15 protein-coding genes and 1 pseudogene are annotated in these 18,054 nt (G+C 59.4%); 7 read left to right on the plus strand and 9 right to left on the minus strand.

Annotated features, from left to right (window positions below; genetic code table 11):
- Genes ACSQ36_RS26365 through ACSQ36_RS26385 form a run of 5 tightly spaced genes read right to left on the minus strand, consistent with a single transcriptional unit; the run spans nucleotide 1 to nucleotide 5,541 of the window.
- Nucleotides 1-1,011, minus strand: coding sequence for an ABC transporter ATP-binding protein (locus tag ACSQ36_RS26365; protein WP_436184238.1), 1,011 nt, complete (start codon nucleotides 1,009-1,011; stop codon nucleotides 1-3).
- Nucleotides 1,001-2,059, minus strand: coding sequence for an ABC transporter ATP-binding protein (locus ACSQ36_RS26370; protein ID WP_436184239.1), 1,059 nt, complete (start codon nucleotides 2,057-2,059; stop codon nucleotides 1,001-1,003). Before ACSQ36_RS26370 ends, ACSQ36_RS26365 begins: the two co-directional genes overlap by 11 nt.
- Nucleotides 2,056-2,925, minus strand: coding sequence for an ABC transporter permease (locus ACSQ36_RS26375; protein WP_436184240.1), 870 nt, complete (start codon nucleotides 2,923-2,925; stop codon nucleotides 2,056-2,058). Before ACSQ36_RS26375 ends, ACSQ36_RS26370 begins: the two co-directional genes overlap by 4 nt.
- Nucleotides 2,922-3,932, minus strand: coding sequence for an ABC transporter permease (locus tag ACSQ36_RS26380; RefSeq protein WP_436184241.1), 1,011 nt, complete (start codon nucleotides 3,930-3,932; stop codon nucleotides 2,922-2,924). The genes ACSQ36_RS26375 and ACSQ36_RS26380 overlap by 4 nt, the downstream gene beginning before the upstream one ends.
- Complete coding sequence (locus ACSQ36_RS26385; protein WP_436184242.1) at nucleotides 3,925-5,541, minus strand: ABC transporter substrate-binding protein; 1,617 nt, start codon at nucleotides 5,539-5,541, stop codon at nucleotides 3,925-3,927. Before ACSQ36_RS26385 ends, ACSQ36_RS26380 begins: the two co-directional genes overlap by 8 nt.
- Nucleotides 5,542-5,852: 311 nt before the next feature.
- On the opposite strand from ACSQ36_RS26385, the gene ACSQ36_RS26390 reads away from it, so the two are divergent.
- Both ACSQ36_RS26390 and ACSQ36_RS26395 read left to right on the plus strand, forming a co-directional pair.
- The gene (locus ACSQ36_RS26390; RefSeq protein WP_213766925.1) at nucleotides 5,853-6,668 is read left to right on the plus strand and encodes an IclR family transcriptional regulator; all 816 of its coding nucleotides are present in this window, start codon (nucleotides 5,853-5,855) and stop codon (nucleotides 6,666-6,668) included.
- A gap of 412 nt (nucleotides 6,669-7,080) precedes the next feature.
- Nucleotides 7,081-7,215 (plus strand): annotated as a pseudogene (locus tag ACSQ36_RS26395) (YciI family protein); the annotation flags it as partial.
- Nucleotides 7,216-7,336: 121 nt separating this feature from the next.
- Here ACSQ36_RS26395 and ACSQ36_RS26400 read toward each other — a convergent pair.
- The 3 genes from ACSQ36_RS26400 to garD all read right to left on the minus strand — a co-directional run bounded on the left by ACSQ36_RS26400 (nucleotide 7,337) and on the right by garD (nucleotide 11,430).
- Nucleotides 7,337-8,488 (minus strand): porin, encoded by a 1,152-nt coding sequence (locus ACSQ36_RS26400; protein ID WP_213769304.1) that lies wholly within the window; start codon nucleotides 8,486-8,488, stop codon nucleotides 7,337-7,339.
- A gap of 636 nt (nucleotides 8,489-9,124) precedes the next feature.
- Nucleotides 9,125-9,757 (minus strand): transposase, encoded by a 633-nt coding sequence (locus tag ACSQ36_RS26405; protein WP_436184243.1) that lies wholly within the window; start codon nucleotides 9,755-9,757, stop codon nucleotides 9,125-9,127.
- 89 nt (nucleotides 9,758-9,846) lie between these two features.
- Nucleotides 9,847-11,430, minus strand: a complete 1,584-nt coding sequence (gene garD / locus ACSQ36_RS26410; protein ID WP_436184244.1) for a galactarate dehydratase — start codon at nucleotides 11,428-11,430, stop codon at nucleotides 9,847-9,849.
- A 201-nt stretch (nucleotides 11,431-11,631) separates the two neighbouring features.
- Between garD and kdgD the strand changes: the two genes are divergently transcribed.
- Nucleotides 11,632-12,549: a 5-dehydro-4-deoxyglucarate dehydratase gene (gene kdgD, locus ACSQ36_RS26415; RefSeq protein ID WP_213763546.1), complete on the plus strand. Its 918-nt coding sequence runs from the start codon at nucleotides 11,632-11,634 to the stop codon at nucleotides 12,547-12,549.
- A gap of 140 nt (nucleotides 12,550-12,689) precedes the next feature.
- Nucleotides 12,690-14,051: an MFS transporter gene (locus ACSQ36_RS26420; RefSeq protein WP_213763547.1), complete on the plus strand. Its 1,362-nt coding sequence runs from the start codon at nucleotides 12,690-12,692 to the stop codon at nucleotides 14,049-14,051.
- Between the two features lie 155 nt (nucleotides 14,052-14,206).
- Here ACSQ36_RS26420 and ACSQ36_RS26425 read toward each other — a convergent pair whose 3' ends face one another.
- The gene (locus tag ACSQ36_RS26425) at nucleotides 14,207-15,169 is read right to left on the minus strand and encodes a 2-hydroxyacid dehydrogenase (RefSeq protein WP_213763548.1); all 963 of its coding nucleotides are present in this window, start codon (nucleotides 15,167-15,169) and stop codon (nucleotides 14,207-14,209) included.
- Nucleotides 15,170-15,480: 311 nt separating this feature from the next.
- Between ACSQ36_RS26425 and ACSQ36_RS26430 the strand changes: the two genes are divergently transcribed.
- From ACSQ36_RS26430 to ACSQ36_RS26440, 3 genes are all read left to right on the plus strand, one after another.
- Nucleotides 15,481-16,239 carry an SDR family oxidoreductase gene (locus ACSQ36_RS26430; protein ID WP_436184245.1) on the plus strand — a complete coding sequence of 253 codons (759 nt, stop codon included), beginning with the start codon at nucleotides 15,481-15,483 and terminating at the stop codon, nucleotides 16,237-16,239.
- 67 nt (nucleotides 16,240-16,306) lie between these two features.
- The gene (locus ACSQ36_RS26435; protein ID WP_213763550.1) at nucleotides 16,307-17,623 is read left to right on the plus strand and encodes an MFS transporter; all 1,317 of its coding nucleotides are present in this window, start codon (nucleotides 16,307-16,309) and stop codon (nucleotides 17,621-17,623) included.
- A gap of 26 nt (nucleotides 17,624-17,649) precedes the next feature.
- Nucleotides 17,650-18,039 carry a VOC family protein gene (locus tag ACSQ36_RS26440; protein ID WP_436184246.1) on the plus strand — a complete coding sequence of 130 codons (390 nt, stop codon included), beginning with the start codon at nucleotides 17,650-17,652 and terminating at the stop codon, nucleotides 18,037-18,039.
- Nucleotides 18,040-18,054: the final 15 nt, after the last annotated feature.

Raw genomic sequence — 18,054 nt, forward strand, 5'->3', positions numbered from 1 at the left:
TCAAATACTCCTGGAAGCGGTGGTTTCGGTAACTTCATGGATCGGCCACGTTTTGCCGGCAGACGACGGCGGCAGCGCGATGTCGTCGTACAGATGACACGCGACGACATGCTCGCCGCCTAGCTCGCTCAGCGCGGGCGGCGTCTCCCGGCACACTGGCATCGCTCGCGGGCAACGCTGCTCGAAGCGGCAGCCGCGAGGCGGCGCATAAGGATTCGGCAGTTCCGCCGAAGAAGGCATGGGCAGGCGCGCGCCCCGCCCCGGAATCGATTCGATCAGCAGTTGCGTATAGGGATGCGCCGCGTGACGCCAGAGTTCATCGCGTGAAAGGATTTCGACGATCTGGCCGAGATACATCACCGCAATGCGATCGGCCACATAGCTCACTGCCGCGAGATCGTGGCTGATGAAAAGCCCCGTGATCGCACGCTCGCGCTGCAGGTCCGCAAGCAGATTGAGCACCTGTGCCTGCAGCGAGACATCCAGCGCAGACACGGGTTCGTCGCAAATCAGCACGTCGGGATCGAGACTCAGCGCACGGGCGATATTGACGCGCTGCCGCTGGCCGCCCGATAGCTCGTGCGGCAGCCGGCCGGCAAGCGCCGGCGCAAGACCGACCCGATGCAAGAGCGCATCGACGCGCTCGCGCCGTTCCGCCGAGGTACCGATACGATGAACGTCGAGCGGAATGGTCAGTGTCCTGCGCACGGTCTTGCGTGGATCGAGCGCGCTCAGCGGGTCCTGGAAGACCATCTGCATGCGTCGTCGCCATGTCAGCGATTGCCGGTGCGTGAGTCCGTTGATGTCCTTGCCGTCGAGCCGCACGGTGCCGCCGGCCAGATCGACCAGTCCCACGATCGCACGCCCGAGCGAGCTTTTTCCGCAACCCGATTCACCCACGAGTCCCAGCGTTTCGCCCCGCGCCACGCCAAGCGACAGGTCATCGACGGCGTTCAGCACGCCGCGCCGGGTCCGATAGCAAACGCTTAAATTCTCGATGTCAAGCAGCATCGCTCTTCCCTTCCGCCGCACCTTCCGCCACCACTTCCGCAAGGCGGATTCTGTCCGGCGCCACGCCAGCGGGGTTTGCGTTGACGATGCAGCTCACGCCGCCGTCGCCGAGCCGACGCCACGCAGGCACCGCTTCGCGGCATGCTGCCTGTGCAAGCTCACAGCGCGGCGCGAACGCGCAGCCATTTGCGACCGTGCCGGGCGCAGGCACCACGCCTGCTATCTCGGCGAGCCGAGTGCGCGCGCTGTCGCGCCGAGGACGAGCGGCGAGCAGGCGTTGCGTATAGGGATGGCGAGGGTCGTCGAACAATGGGGCGACAGGCCGCTCCTCGATCTTGCGTCCGGCGTACATGACCGCCACACGATGCGCGATCTGGCCCACGATCCCCAGGTCATGCGTGATCAGCAGCAGCGCCATGCCGGTCTGTTGCTGAAGTGTCGCGAGCAGCGCAAGAATCTGTGCCTGAATCGTCACGTCGAGTGCAGTGGTGGGTTCATCGGCGATAAGCAGTTGGGGACGCCCCGCGAGGGCCATCGCAATCAGCACGCGCTGACGCATGCCGCCCGAGAGCCGGTGCGGATAGTCATCCACACGCCGCGCCGGTTCCGGAATGCCCACCTGACGTAGCAGCGCCAGCGTCTCGCTGAGCGCGGCGCGCCGTGCCAGACCCTGATGCAGTTTCAGCGCCTCGCCGATCTGCTGGCCGACCGTGCGGACCGGGTTGAGTGAAGCCATCGGGTCCTGAAAGATCATGCCGATCCGGCCACCCCGCAGTTGACGCCACGACGGTTCCGGGAGATCGAGCAAGTCAGTGCCCGCAAACTGCAAACGCGTTGCGCTCACGCGTGTGCGCTCGCTATCGAGCAGGCCCATCAGCGCTAACGCGGTCGTGGATTTTCCGCAGCCTGATTCGCCCACCAGCGCGAGCGTCTCGCCCGGGCGAATGCTAAGCGACAACCCGCTCACCGCAGACGCCGGCTTGAGGCCACGCCCGGTATCAAACGCAATGTTCAAGTCTTCCACGACGAGCAGAGGCGCGGTGCTCATCGCGTCCTCCTGCGATGCGGATTCGCCAGATCGTTAAGCCCATTGCCAACGAGGTTCAGCGCGAGGACCGTGAGCAGCACCGCGCCGCCCGGCAACGCGGTCATGTACCACGCCGTTTGCAGCGCCTCCCGGCCCGAGCCGATCATGCTGCCCCAGGTGATCACGTTCGGGTCGCCCAGACCGAGAAACGACAGCACGGCTTCGGTCAGAATCGCATTGCCCGCGAGAATCGACAGCATCACGATGGCGGTGGTCGCCACGTTCGGCAGCACATGCATGAACACGATGCGCCGTTTCGTCATTCCGATGACGACGGCCGCCTCGATGAATTCCATACGGCTGACCCGCAGCGCTTCGGCGCGCACGAGCCGCGCGACCTGCGGCCAGTTCGTCAGTGCAACACCTAGCACGATAGTCGGCACGCTCGGATGCAACACGACGACCAGCACGATGGTGAAGAGGAGCGCCGGCATGGTCTGGAACAGTTCGGTGAGCCGCATCAGCAGGTTGTCGACGAGACCGCCGTAGAAGCCTGCCACCGCGCCGATCACGAGACCTGCAAGCGTGGCAAGCAAGCCCGCCGCCACACCGATTTCGAGCGACACCCGCGCGCCGTACGCAATACCGCTGAACATGTCGCGGCCCATCATGTCGGTGCCGAGCGGAAACGCCGGGTCGGAACCCGGCCACACGAAAGGCGTCCCGACCATATCGAGCGGATCGTTATGGGTCAGCCAAGGCGCGCCGAGCGCGAGCACCAGCACCGCCAACAGCATCAGCGTGCCGACGCTCAGGCTGGGTGCATGCGTCACGCGCTGCCAGAATCGCTGCGGCCAGCGCGTGGTTGCGAGCACGAGATCGCTCATCGCTCCACCTCGATACGCGGGTCGAACCAGCCATAGGCAAGATCGACGATCAGGTTGACGACGAGCACGAGCACCGAACTGAAGAACAAAATGCCGAGCAGCAGGTTCAGGTCGCGTGAGGCGACGGCGTCGAGCGCGAGTTGCCCGAGGCCGGGCCAGCTGAACACCGTTTCGATCGCGACCGATCCGCTGAAGAGCGCGCCGAACTGCAGTGCGGTCATCGTGACAATTGGCAGCAGTGCGTTCGGCACGACGTGCGCACGAATGGTCGCGACGCGCGACAGACCTTTCGCGCGCGCCGTGCGCACGAAATCGAGGCCGCTCACTTCCAGCACGGAGGCGCGCATGAGCCGTGCATAGATCGCAAGGTAATACGCCGCGAGACAGAACACCGGCAGCACCATGTGCGCCACAAGATCGCGCAGCATCGCCCAGCCGCTCGCGGCAACACCGGGCGTGAGGATGCCCCCTGCCGGCAGCCAGTGCAGATGCGCGGAGAACAACACCATCAGCATTAGTCCGAGCCAGAAGAGCGGTGTCGCGAAGCCCAGTGTGGCCAGGATGGACACGGCAACGTCGACCCACCTGTGTCGCGATACCGCCGCAATCGTTCCCGCCAGGCAACCGAGCACAAGCGCGATCACGAGCGCGCTAATCATCAGCAGCGCGGTCGCGGGCAATCGGCCGATGATCAGTTGCAGCACGGACTCGTTGTATCGGAAGGACCAGCCCAGATCGAGATGAACGATGCGCCCGAGGTACGCCAAAAACTGCAGCCCGAGCGGCTGGTCGGTGCCGAACTGGTGACGTAGCGCGGCAAGATATTCGGGCGTGGCCGCGCCCGCCTCGCCCGCCATGACATCGGCGAGATCACCGGGTGCGAGCCGCAGCCAGAAGAAATTCATCACGGCGATGACCGCGACGAGCGGCACGGCCTGAAGCAGCCTGCGCACCGGATACGGCACCGAGCGGCGCGCACGGGTTGCGCGAACGTGCAGATCAGCCACGGGCAGGCGCACCGAAATTGACGCTATCAAGCGACGCGTAGACGCCGATCGGCGTCGTGTTGACGTTCTGAAGTGTGCGCGAATAGATCCGGAAGAACTTCAGTTCGGCCAGCGAGATCGATGGCAGATCGCGCTGTGCAAGCACCTGCAACTGATGGATCGCCTGCGTGCGCTGCTCGGGGTCCTGCGCGGTCTGGATCGTTTCGACAATCGCATCCATTTCCGGCGACGTGTAGCCCGAACCGTTGCTCCACGGCGCGCCGCTAATGATGTTTTTCGACCAGAAACGGCGGATTACGCCAATCTGCGGATCGGCGAAGGCAGCGTAGAACACGTTCATCGTGTCGAAGTCGTGGTCGGTGTAGATCTTGCGCAGATAGGTCGGCAGGTCGTAGTTTTCCAGCGTGACTTCCACGCCGATGCGCTTCAACTGCTGCTGAATGAACTGGCCCGCGCGCTGAAAATCCTCGCCGTAGGTATGGTTCAAGTGATTGAAGCGCATGCGCACGCCGTCAGCGCCACGCGGGAATCCGGCGGCATCCAGCAGCGCCTCCGCCTTCTTTGGATCGTACGGATATTGCGGCGTGTCGGCCGTGTAAAAACGCGACTGATAACTGGGAACCGGTCCCGTGGCGGGCGTCGCGAAGTCGTAGAACACCGTCTTCGTCAGTTGCTTTAGGTTGATCGCATGCGCGATTGCCTGACGCACGCGCACATCCTGGAACCGCTTCTGGCGCAGATTGAAGTCCATGAAGAACATGGGAGCGTTCGAGCGCCAGCCTTTCGTATCGATAACCAGATCCGGATTCTGCTCGAGCCGCCGCGCTTCGACGAGCGACACGGGCGTGAGCGGCGCGTATTGCACATTGCCGTTCTGCAACGCGATGCTGCGCGCACTCGCATCGGGGATGATGCGAAAAATCAGCTCATCGACATGCGGCTTGCCTTTGTCCCAGTAATCCGGATTCTTCACGAGGCGAATATAGTTGCCGCGGTTCCATTCCTTGAACACGAACGCGCCCGTGCCAACCGGCTTGGCGTTATACGGATTCGTCAGTGGATCGGTTCCGGCGTAGAGATGCTTGGGGAAAATGAACGCGGAAGACGTATCGAGATACGACCAGATGACCGGCGACGGCTGCGCAAGGCGGAACACGACAGTATGCGGATCGGGCGTATCAACCGCGACGATCTGCGCGAAGGTGGGCCGTGCGATCGGATGGACCTTCTTGGAGACTTCCATGATCGAGTACTGCACGTCCGCCGATGTGAACGGCACGCCGTCGTGCCATTTCACGTCGTTGCGTAACGTGAACGTGATGGTGCGGCGATCCGCCGATTCGGTCCACGACGTGGCGAGTTGCGGCACGGGGCGAAACGCTTCGTCGTAAGTGATCAGGCCGTCGAACAGATTGCTGGACACCACGTTCGTCGGATTGGCGGGCGTCGATCCCGCTGCAAGACCGGCGGGCTCCGGCAGCGTATTCGCGACGAGCGTCGTGCCGGTTGCGGCGCTGGATGCGCTCGATGCGCTCCAGGCGCCCTGGCCGAGCAAACTCCCGCCGGTTATCATGCCGGCCTTGATCAGAAAGTCTCTTCGTGTAGACATTCGATATTCCGTTTCTATCTGTTTAGGCATACTTAATAGACATCACTCGTCCGCTGCCCTATCTACATGGCGCTCATCACCCCGTGGGGCCGCGTATGCACTGTTTCAGCTAATTAGCAGGCGTTGTACGCTGCCGGAAAGAACATCAGGCTGTACAATATTTCGGAATGATTTTTCCGTTTTTTGAATTCTATGGGGCTTTCCCCAACTCACCAACCAAGCAATTCATATATGCAATTCTGCTCAATCGGCTTTGACGCGTACCCGCAAGACTGCCGGCTTATCCCTTGCTCAGCCGGAGTTTGCTAGACATGGCGGACGTTATCCGAGACGAAAGCGTCACCGAGCGACGCGATACCGACAGCGGCGCGCTTGCCCGCGGGTTGAACATCCTTTCGCGGCTGCATGAGGCGGCCCGGCCGCTCAGTCTTCAGGAGATCGCGGACAGCGTGGCCTTGCCTGCGAGCACTTGTCACCGGCTGCTTCAGTCGCTTGATCTCGCCGGTTATGTCTACCGGGAAGGTGCGCTGTATTGCCCGACACCCCGCGCGGCGTGCCCGCTGCCACTTGAGCATCCGCTGAGTCGCTTGCGCCGGGATACGACGCCACTCATGCGTGACTTGCAGGAGCGCCATGGTCCGTCCGTGCTGTTGATCGTGTTCTTTGGCAATTTGCGGGCGACGCTGGAATGCGTCGCGGGCAACTACAGCGTCGCGCCGTATTTCGACACAACGGTTACCGCGCCGCTGCATGCGTCGGTTTCAGGAAAGATTCTGCTGAGTCATCGCACACCCGAGCAACGCGACGCGTTGATCGGACCGGAGCCCTACGCAGCGCGCACGGAACGCACCGTCACGGACCGGACCACGCTTTTTGCGGAGCTGGACTTGGTACGGGGCCGGGGCTGGGCGACTAACGACAACGAGAACGTCGCCGGTATCAGCGCAGTGGGAACGGCGCTGACCGCGCCGTCCGGCCGCGCGCTGGGCGCTATCGTCGTGACCGGTCCGAACCGGTTTTTTCACGACGGCAACGCGGCCATGCGACAAGACCTGATGAAAGCATCGGGCCTACTGAATTCCACGTCCAATGCAGTACGGGCGATGGCGCAGATGCTGGGGATTTAGGCAAACCAGCGCCACCAGATTAATCCTTACGCACATAGACCAAGAAGCAACAAAAACCCACTGCAGTTGAGATGAAAAATTATCAGTTGCGTTAGTGGCTTTTAGTTGCAAAGGACACAAGCAATGCATCCCGTGCCAACAAATTACCCCCGAACCAAATCCCATCCCCGAGAGCGACCGCGGGCATGAGTCTTTATTGCTATCGTTTTAAGCAAATGTTCGCCGGTTTTCCGAGCGCGGTGAGCAGGCGTAACAGAAGCGGCTTGGATCGCGACGGATTGTCGTAGAAATGCGAAGCGGGTGATAGCCGCTACAATCCAAAAAAATCGGTCATAACCTTATGTAAAATACAACCGCCACAAGTGTCGCCAAAACTTGCCTAGTCCTTCTTTCGGGAGTTCATGAAGACGGTAGCTTTGCAGATTCACTGATTGTTGCCGATTTCAGCGACCTCAAGGCTGCTTGGGAATGGATGGAAAGCGAGCCGTTCTATCCGGATGGCGCCTTGGCAAGCGTCAAGATGCACCGGTTCGCGAACCGGTGGTAACAGATTCTGGCGTTTCCTGTTCGTGGAGAGATGTTCGTCGCGCAGGGACACGACGTTTACGGCCTCAAAAAAAACGCGCGCACGATCGTTTCATGCGCGCGTGTACTAATGGAAAATCACCTTAGAAGCGGTGACGCATGCCCACCGCGACGACCGTCTGATTGGCGGTTGAGGACGGCGACAACGTGTTGATCGACGCAACGTTCGCACCGAAGTTGCCGAGTTCACCCGATGCGTGCTGATACACGCCTTCCAGGTACACGTCAGTACGCTTGCTCAGCGAGTAATCACCTTGCAGCGATGCTGTTTGCCACTTCGGATCGCCCGAACCGTTCGAACCCGACACCTTGCCGTCGGTGAACGTGTATGCAGCAGCAAGGCTTATGGCCGGCGTCAGCGCATAACGGCCATTCACTTCGTAGTTGTCCATATGCAGGTTCGTGCCGGCCACGCCCGGCAGCGTCGTGCCGCCGACGTTCACGCCGGTGATGCCATCCAGTTGCGTATGCGTGTACACGAGACCGACGTTAGCCGGGCCGTAAGCGTAGTTGAGTCCGGCGCCGTAGGTGCGTTGCTGTTGTGCGGCGATCGCTGCCGTGCCGTCGCCTTGTGATATAGCGCCACCCACGTTGTTGCTGCCTGAGTTGTTCAGTTGCAGGTAAGCGGCTGCGACGCTCAGCGGACCATTGCCATACGAAGCACCTGCGCTCCATGCACGATTGTTCGAGAACTGGCCGGCTGCGTTGCTGAAGCCATAGAGGCCGCCGAACTTCACGCCGCCGTAGTTCGCGCTCTGGTACTTCACTGCGTTCTTGACCGAGAACGAGTTGTCGAGGTTGTCGTTATCGAACGGGTGAGCGGCAAGGTTGTTGCCATAGCCTGCGCCGGCCTCCGACAGCGGCGCCAAATAGTCGACCACCGAGTCGTATTGACGGCCCAGCGTCACCGTACCGTACTGGTTGCTTTGCAGACCGACGAAAGCCTGACGATTGAAGATCGTATTGTTTTCGCTGAACTGGCCGTTGTTCAGGTTGAAGCCGCTTTCCAACGTGAAGATTGCGTGCAGACCGCTGCCCAGATCTTCACTGCCGCGCAAGCCGAAGTACGTGTTCGATACCGAGCCGCTGCCTTGTTGCCAGTTGCTATGGCCGCCTTGGTTGTTTGCAAACACAAGGCCGGCATCTAGCGTGCCGTAAAGCGTGACGCTGCTTTGTGCGTGAGCGGTGATGGCGAACACGCTCATGAGGCTCGCGGCGATGAGGGTTTTCTTCATGATTTTTAAAGCTCCGAAACATTGCGACAGAATCATATTCAAGTAATCGCCGATGATCTATTGGCGATCCGCTGCGCAGTGTATTCCCGCGGATGAATTCCCTTTAGGCGCGTCTCACGCAATAATGTTTTCTGAATCCGGAATAGCGAAAGCACCAGCAGATAAGTGCAGGTAGATAAAGGGGAAACTACGTTCACATCGGATGTATAAAGTTTGTGTCAAGCGCTATCCGTTGCGTATATGCCACGTCGCCGTGACAGGATTTCCCGGTAAGGCTCTACAGGATTTTGCAGATATAAACGGTGAAAAAGTTTCACATCATTTAACGCAATTAATTCTTCCTCTGATTGCTATTGTCGTGCGCGGCGCTAACTCCGACAGTAAGTCGCCCTTTGAACAAGGGTGTCTTTTTCATCTTTTTAGCGCGGCCTTTAGGCCGCGTTTTTTATATTAATTCCCGCTTATGCAAAACTAAATAGGCTGGACCGCCTAGCAGGCTGCGGAAATACAGGCCGACTTTACTGAGCCATGAGCGTGATCAGAATTTTCGGCGGGGGATGTCTCATAGTTTGGAATATGGGCCGGTTAATTTTGGTTTTCGGACCTGTTTATGACGTTCTCTTGCGCATTTTTGGTTCACTGCGGCTGCAACGCACGGAGTTGTCCCAAGGTGCGCATGCGCACGAGGTTGTACGCGGCCATCGTCAGCACGAACATCTGATCGACCTTCTTCAAGCCGCGCACCATCACCTGGCGCATACCGCCGATGCTCTTGGCCCAGCCAAAACCCTGTTCGATCAGCTTGCGCTTTTGCTGCGACACCGCATAGCCCGCACTTCCGGCGATTGACTCGGGCACTGCCGACTGGCGGCCTGACTTGTTTTGCGCCACGTGAGGCGTGATGTTCATTTCCTGGCAAGCCTTGATGAACTCTGTGAAGACGGTGGGCACCCACACGGCATCGTCCATCGACAGCCCGATAAACCAACGAAACAGCAGGTTATATTGAACCTGCTCCATCAACTGGCGCTCCGAGCGAACGCTATAGAGCACTTGCAACAGCATCGCGCGCAGCAGCTTCTCCGGGGCAATGCTGGGCCGCCCACCTTTGATATCAGCCTCGTACATGCCGGCAAACAAGCGATCCATCTTGGCCAGCGCGGCGTTGGCCATCTTGCGAATCGAGCGCAGCGGATGATCTGCTGGAACAAAGTCCTCCAGCTTACGCAAGGTGAACAAGTTCTCGGCAAACGTATCGGCGCCGCGCATCGCTTCTCTCAGTTGGGGGTCTTTACTAACGGCGAGGTCGACCGACCATGCACGTGCGTTGTCCCTATCTGCCGGGCAAATCGCCTGTCTCAGGTCACCGGCGCCGGATTGAAAAGCACCAGCGCGTTATGCAGCTTCAACTTTTCGGCGCACGTTTGTTTGCGACCGCTCGCGACGTCCAGCATCAAGCGAAAGAGCTCCCAGCCGACATCTTCGATTGTCGCGTCGCCCGTGGCGATCCGGCCCGCATCGATATCCATCAGATCGTGCCAGCGGCGGGCCAGGTCACTGCGCGTGGCCATCTTGATGACCGGGACTTCGGCCAGGCTGTAGGGCGTGCCACGCCCCGTGGTGAACACATGCAGATTGATGCCGGCTGCCAGCTGCAGCGTGCCGCAAATGAAATCACTGGCGGGCGTGGCCGCATAAATCAAGCCCTTCTGCCTGACCTTTTCTCCGGGCGAGAGCACGCCCGAGATGGCGGAGTTTCCGGACTTGATGATCGAGCCCATCGCCTTTTCGACGATGTTCGACAATCCGCCTTTCTTGTTGCCCGGTGTCGTGTTCGCACTGCGATCGGCGCCACCGCGCTTCAGGTAATCGTCGTACCACTGCATCTCGCGGATGATGGCATGCGCCACTTCCGGCGTGGCCGCCCGGCTCGTCAGTTGATCGACGCCATCACGTACCTCCGTCACCTCCGAGAACATTACGGTTGCGCCGGCGCGCACGAGCAGGTCAGTCGCAAAACCGACGGCGGGATTGGCGGTCAACCCCGAAAAAGCATCGCTGCCGCCGCATTGCACTCCGATAACCAGATCCGATGCGGGACACGTCTCGCGACGACGATTGTTCAGCCGGGCGAGATGCGATTCGGCCATTGTCATGATCGACCTAATCATGGATTCGAACCCGACGTGCTCGTCGTCCTGCAGCACCACGGTGCCGCCGTTCAATGCACCTTCGTTGTCACCGATATCAGCTACGTCATTGTCCAAGGAAGCGATCGGGATCGTGCCGGGGGGCATCAGCCGCTCGGGCTGCAGTTTCTCGCAGCCCAGGCTCACCATCATGACTTCACCGCCAAAGTTGGGGTTCAAGCTGATATTGCGGACGGTGCGAATCGGGATCATCGCGTCAGGGGCGTCGATTGCGACCCCGCACCCATAGGTGTGGCCCAGCCCCACTACGTCATCGACGTTCGGGAATCGCGGCAGCAGTTCTGTCTTGATCCGCGTCACCGCGTGCGCTACGACGTCCGCGACGCATTGCACGGTCGTTGTTATCGCCAGAATGTTGCGCGAACCGACTGAACCGTCCGCATTCCGGTAACCCTCGAACGTGTAGCCCTCAAGCGAGGGCATGTCGGGCGCCTTGCGCGTGGCAATCGGCAAATTGTTCAGCTCCGGCGGCGCCGGCATCCGGATCACATGCTCGTTAATCCAGCTGCCTTTCGGCAGCGCCCTGTTCGCGTAGCCAATCACGACGTTATAGCGAATCACCTCATCGCCTTCGGCCAAATCCACCAGTGCGACTTTATGGCCCTGCGGTACGCGCTCGCGCAGGACGAGCCCATCCGCAAACACTGCCCCTTCGCCCAGGCCGCCGTCGTTGACAACGATCGCGACGTTATCGGCGCCATGCACCAAGATGTAATGCGGAGACTGTTCCATGTGATCAAGTCCTTAACGCGCCGACTATGTACGGCACGTAGATATCATACGACATCCTATGACACCTTCGTCACCTCGGCGACATAGCGTTTACCCTTTTCGTTATATGCGTACTAGATTTTGGCTTGAATACGTTCATTTCATGTTGTACGATGACGTATAAGAAAAATGCGAACCCAAATCAAACATCTGGTGTCCATCATGACAACTCCGCAAGAACTGAAGGCGATTGTTTCCGAAGGCCTGCTCTCCTTTCCTCTCACCGACTTTGACAAGAACGGCGACTTCCGAGCCGATACGTTCGCGGAGCGGCTCGAGTGGCTCGCGCCTTACGGCGCAACCGCCCTTTTCGTAGCCGGCGGAACGGGCGAGTTTTTCTCGCTGACCCAAGCGGAATACTCCAGCGTCGTCAAGACTGCGGCAGAAACCTGCAAAGGCAAAGTACCTATCCTGGCTGGCGCCGGCGGAGCTACGCGCGTCGCAATCCAGTATGCGAAGGAAGCCGAACGCCTGGGTGCAAACGGGATCCTGCTCATGCCGCACTACCTGACCGAAGCCAGCATCGATGGAATTGCCAGGCACGTCGAGGAAGTGTGCAAGGCAGTGCCCAATATAGGCGTGATCGTCTATAACCGTGCTAACTCCAAACTGAACGCGGACGCACTCGAGCGCCTGGCGGATTCCTGCCCCAATCTGATCGGCTTTAAAGATGGCGTGGGCGAGATCGAGAACATGGTGACCATCCGTCGCCGTCTTGGCGACCGGTTTTCCTATCTGGGCGGCCTGCCGACAGCGGAAGTCTATGCGGCGGCCTATAAGGCGCTGGGGGTGCCCGTCTATTCGTCCGCCGTGTTCAACTTCATTCCGAAAACCGCGATGGACTTTTATCGCGCCATTGCAGCGGAAGACCACGTAACGACTGACAGGCTCATCGATCAGTTTTTCCTGCCCTATCTGGCCATCCGGAACCGGAAAGCGGGCTACGCCGTCAGCATTGTGAAGGCAGGCGCCACGCTGGTCGGGCACAGCGGCGGCCCGGTTCGCGCACCGCTGACGGACCTGACTGAAGACGAAATGGCGCAACTCGATGGGCTTATCAAGTCGCTCGGCGCTCAGTGACCATCAGCCGAGCTCAACCAGAGCTCAACCAGCACTATTCAGATTGAGTGGCTGCCCCGGTGCTCGCCGACGTTGTGCTGGCGGGCATTTTTTCGTGGTGACGCCACACAACCCGACACATATCAACGCGAAAAGCCCAAATGGAACTCAGCCGAACTGCCAGCTCCGCAGGCGTGGTCAAGCGCACTAAAGTCAGATACGTCATCTTGCTGATGATTTTCGTCATCACGACGTTCAATTACGCGGACCGGGCAACGCTATCCATTACCGGCTCGGCCATGCGAACCGAGTTTGGCTTTGACGCCATCAAGATGGGCTATATCTTCTCGGCCTTCAGCTGGGCGTATGTGCTCTCGCAGTTGCCTGCAGGCTGGCTTCTTGATCGATTCGGAGCCCGCCGCGTCTATGCAGCAAGCATCTTCCTTTGGTCAGTCTTCACCTTTCTGCAAAGCTCGATCGGGCTTGCCGGCACGGCTGCCAGCGCGGTGATCGCGCTGTTCGTTTTACGTTTTGCGATGGGCATGGCAGAGGCACCCGCTTTCCCCGCCAATGCGAAGGTGGTCGCAAGCTGGTTTCCAACCGCTGAACGTGGAACTGCATCCGCGATCTTTAATTCTGCTCAATATTTTGCGGCTGTCATTTTTACGCCGCTCATGGCGTGGATTACTCACACATACGGTTGGCAACATGTCTACATGGTGATGGGTGCAGGTGGAATCCTGCTGGCACTGACATGGCTTAAAGTCATGAAGAACCCGGGTGATCATCCGGGTGTCAACAAGGCGGAGCTTGAGCACATAGAGAAAGGCGGTGGTCTTGTTTCCCCTGCATCGAAGGGAAATGCCGGCGTGGCGCGCCAGGTCGGTAGCTGGTTTTACGTTCGCCAGTTGCTCACTAATCGCATGTTGCTGGGCGTTTATCTCGCCCAGTATTGCATCAATGTGCTGACCTACTTCTTCCTCACGTGGTTTCCCATCTACCTCGTGCAGGCGCGCCATATGACGATCCTGCAGGCCGGACTGACTGCTTCCCTGCCTGCGATTTGCGGATTTACCGGCGGCGTTCTCGGCGGTGTCTTTTCCGATGCATTGATACGCCGGGGTCACTCGCTCACCCTCGCACGGAAACTCCCGATCGTCGGCGGGATGCTCTTATCCGTTTCAATCATTGGCTGCAACTACGTAACGACCGACTGGGTCGTCGTTGCGTTGATGTCGCTGGCATTTTTTGGAAAGGGTATTGGCGCATTGGGCTGGGCCGTCGTTGCCGATACGTCACCTAAGGAGGCCATTGGCCTGTCCGGATCCATCTTCAACATGTTCGGCAATGTGGCAGGCATCGTCACGCCAATCGTGATCGGTTACCTGGTGGCCACGAGCGGCGGCTCTTTTAACGGCGCCCTGGTCTTTGTCGGCATCAACGCCGTGCTGACGATTTTTAGCTATCTCGTCATTGTCAAACGCATCCAGCGCGTGGTCTTGCGCGATCCGGCCATCGCATGAAATCACTGAGCGTTCTCAAACCTGAGTGAACACAAAGTCCGATTCAGGTAGGAAAGACGAGAAGAGCATCGAATCAAGCAACTTGCGATTGGCGCGCAGTTGAAACATCTTCAGCCGCGCGCGCATTGCGAGCTTTAAGTCGGGGAAGTCCGGCCTCAGACCTGATTCAAGGCCGGCCGCCCGTCCAGCACAGCGGCGATATTGTCTAGCGCCGTAAGCCCCATCTGGTCGCGGGTCTCCATCGTGGCGCTTGCCATATGGGGCGACAGAAACACGTTGTCGAGTTCTGCGAAGCGCTTGTCAACATGCGGCTCGTTCCGGTACACGTCCAGACCCGCGCTGAACAAATGTCCTGAAGTCAGGGCTTCGTAGAGCGCATCTTCGTCCACCAGGCCACCACGCGCCGCGTTAATAAAAACTGCGCCTGCGGGCAAGCGTTCAAACTCGTTTTTCGTCATCAACGGGACGCTTCCCGCCGGCACGTGCAGCGTGAGCACCTGACAATGCGGCAGCATGTCGTCGAGGCTGGCGTAAAACGTTGCGCCATTCTCCAGCGACGGAGCCGCACGGCCGATGTCCGTGTAAATCACGCGCATGCCGAAGGCTTGCGCACGCTTCGCGACGGACCGGCCGATACGCCCGAATCCGACAATGCCGAGCGTCTTGCCATTCACGCGGGTACCCAGCATCTCGGTCATGCCGAACGATTTTCCCCAGCCTTTGCGCATGATTCGTTCGTACTCCGACGCACGGCGGCAGGCGGCCAGCACAAGCAGCATGGAGAAATCGGCCGTACATTCGGTCAACGCATCGGGTGCGTTGGTGACGACGATTCCCCTCGCCCGCGCTGCAGCCACGTCCATGTGATCGAAGCCCGCGCTCGCGTTCGCAACGATCCTGACCGTCGAGGGCAGCGCCGCAATGTGCTCCGCCTGCAAACCGGACTTCTTCCCGATCAGGACAGCCGGCACGTCGTGCTTCTTGCAGAAGTCGACGACAGACCACGAGTCCATGTCCGACTCGGTGACGAAGGCATGGAATTCGGCCTCTGCGCGATTCGCCACAACGGTGGGAACCTTTCGCGCAATCAACAGCCTGGTGCGTTTATTTTCCGACATGGTTTTCCTTGGATGGAGAGATGTCGAGAGACTACGGACCCGCAGACAGCGCCGTCAATGTTGATTGAATGAATCAACTTATCGGAAATGAATCGTCCCTTATTTGCCCTGGTTCGTCACGGGGCCTCCGCTACGCCGCAATCTGCGGACACCCTCAATCCTGTAAGTGGCAATCAGCGCATCAGGAAAACCCTATGACGGCATGTGTCAGCAAGGCTTCGGATGTTGATTCATTGAATCAAGATTGCTCAATGCATGCACGAATGCAACTCTGTTTGCCATACCTAACTGACTTGTCGAGAGGAAGTGACATGCCTGCATCGAACAAATTCGCAGCCGGGACGGGCGCCGGTTCCGGCATCGGCCGCGCCGCCGCCGTGGCGCTCGCCAACGCGGGCTTCGCCGTCACGCTGATCGGGCGCAGAAGCGGCCCGCTGTCGGAAACAAAGGAGGCAATAACCACGGCCGGCGGAGAAGCACTTGTAGTCCAGGCCGACGTTGCCGACGCCGCATCAGTCGAGCATGCGTTTTCACAGATTTCCCAGGCATTCGGCCGGCTCGACGTGCTCTTCAACAATGCGGGCCGCAACGCGGGAGCCGTTCCCCTGGAAGATTACGAGGTCGATTTCTGGAACGACGTTGTAGCCACCAATCTGACCGGGGTCTTCCTGTGCGCTCAAGCGGCTTATCGCTTGATGAAAGCGCAGTCGCCTCAAGGCGGCCGGATCATCAACAACGGATCGATCTCGGCCCACTCGCCGAGGCCCCATACGATCGCGTACTCCGCAACGAAACATGCCGTCACCGGCATTACCAAATCGATTGCGCTGGACGGACGCGCATTCAACATCGCCTGTAGCCAGATCGATATTGGCAACGCGGCGACATCGCTCACGGAACGCATGAACAGCGGCGTCATGCAGGCAAATGGAAGCATGGCGCCCGAAGCAAGAATGGATGTGACGCACGTGGCGAATGCGGTTGTGCACATGGCCAGTCTTCCGCTCGATGTCAATGTTCTCAACATGACCATCATGGCGACCACCATGCCGTTTGTCGGCCGCGGATAAGTCTGCCGCTGATAAATCACCCTTTCGCCAAATAAAAAAATAACAGGCTAATGTTCAGGAGACACCGATGAAAGTCGTAGAGGAACACACCCTGCCGGCGCGACACCCGGCTTACGCGGATTCCACGAAGCGCTCCAGAGTGCGATACGTCGTGCTCTCGATGTTGCTCATGGCAACCATTCTGAATTACGTGGACCGCTCGGCACTCGGCATCGTTGCGCCCGGTCTCTCGAAGAGCTTGTCGCTCGACAAGATGCAGATGGGTGAGCTATTTGCGGCATTCGGCCTGGCTTACTCCATTGCGCTGGTGCCCGGGGGCGTGCTGACCGACATTCTCGGCTCGCGCCTCGCCTACGGCTTGTCTCTGCTCGGATGGTCATTCGCCACGCTGACCCAGGGGCTCGCGACCGGCTATCACATGCTGCTGGGATCGCGGCTCGCTATAGGCGCACTGGAAGCGCCCGCCTTCCCCTCGAACGCACGCGCCGTGACGCTGTGGTTTCCCGCTGGCGAGCGCGGCTTTGCGACCAGTGTCTATGTCATGGGGCAATATATTGGAACGCCCTTGTTTACCGGCCTGTTGCTGTGGATCTCGGCCACCTATGGCTGGCGCTCGGTCTTTTACGTGACGGGCGGCTTCGGCATTCTGTTCAGTCTTATCTGGTACCGGGTTTATCGGGATCCGCATCGGCACGGAGGCGTCAATGCTGCCGAGTTGCAATACATCAATGAAGGCGCTACGGCTGCGCGAAAGCCTCGCGAGAAGTTCAACTGGCGCGTCGCCCTCAGGTTGCTTGGCTACCGGCAAATTCTCGCCATCTGCCTGGGCAAGTTCTGCAACAACACCCTGCTGGTCTTCTTCACCACGTGGTTCATGACCTATCTGATCGAAGCGCGTCACATGTCGATCATCAAGGTCGGAATTTTCCAGGCACTTCCGTTTATTGGCGCGACGCTCGGCATTCTCTCGGCAGGCTACCTCTCGGACTTCTTCATCCGGCGCGGTGTGTCAATTTCCACTGCGCGCAAAACGCCGCTCATCATCGGCACGTTGCTCGGTGCGTCTATCGTGCTCGTCAATTTCGTCGATTCGAATGAGGGAGTGATCGCTATCCTGACGATCGCGTTCTTCGCGCAGGGTGTCGGGTCGATGTCGTGGGCTGCCGTCTCTGAAATCGCGCCTCGTCAGTATGTCGGACTGACCAGCAGCATCACCAGCCTGGCAGCCAACATCGCCGCCGTCACTACGCCGCTTATGATCGGCTACATCACCCACCACACCGGGCACTTCTACTGGGCACTCAATCTGATGGGCGCGATATGCCTGATCGGGACCCTCTCTTATTCCGTGCTGCTGGGGAAGCTTTCCCGCATCGAACTGTAACGCTCTCGACTATCAGGTGAAAACGAATGATTGAATTCAGGTGGGATCATCTGCAACTGTGCTCGGCGGACCCCGAAGCCACGGCTGCCTGGTTTGCGCGCTGTCTGAACGCCGAGATCGTGCGTCGTCCAGGGCGAGTGGATTTGCGCATTGGCAGCATTAACCTTTTCATCACGTCGATGGCGAACCCCCAAACTGTCCACCCTCATGGCGGGCAAAAGCAGGGCATCGATCATTTCGGCGTGGTCGTGGACGATCTCGATGCCGCTTTCGAGCACCTGCTGCGCTGCGAGGCGGAAATCGTCGAGCCGGTCAAGCAGGTTCGCCCGGGCGTCAGAGCCTGCTTCGTGCGATCGCCGGGAGACATTCTGGTCGAGATCCTGGAGCGACGGCCCGCCGAGATGACTTTTACCTGAAAAAACGTCAGTATT

The sequence above is a fragment of the Caballeronia sp. LjRoot34 genome (genome assembly GCF_964253815.1).
In the GTDB taxonomy this organism is placed as follows: Bacteria; Pseudomonadota; Gammaproteobacteria; order Burkholderiales; family Burkholderiaceae; genus Caballeronia.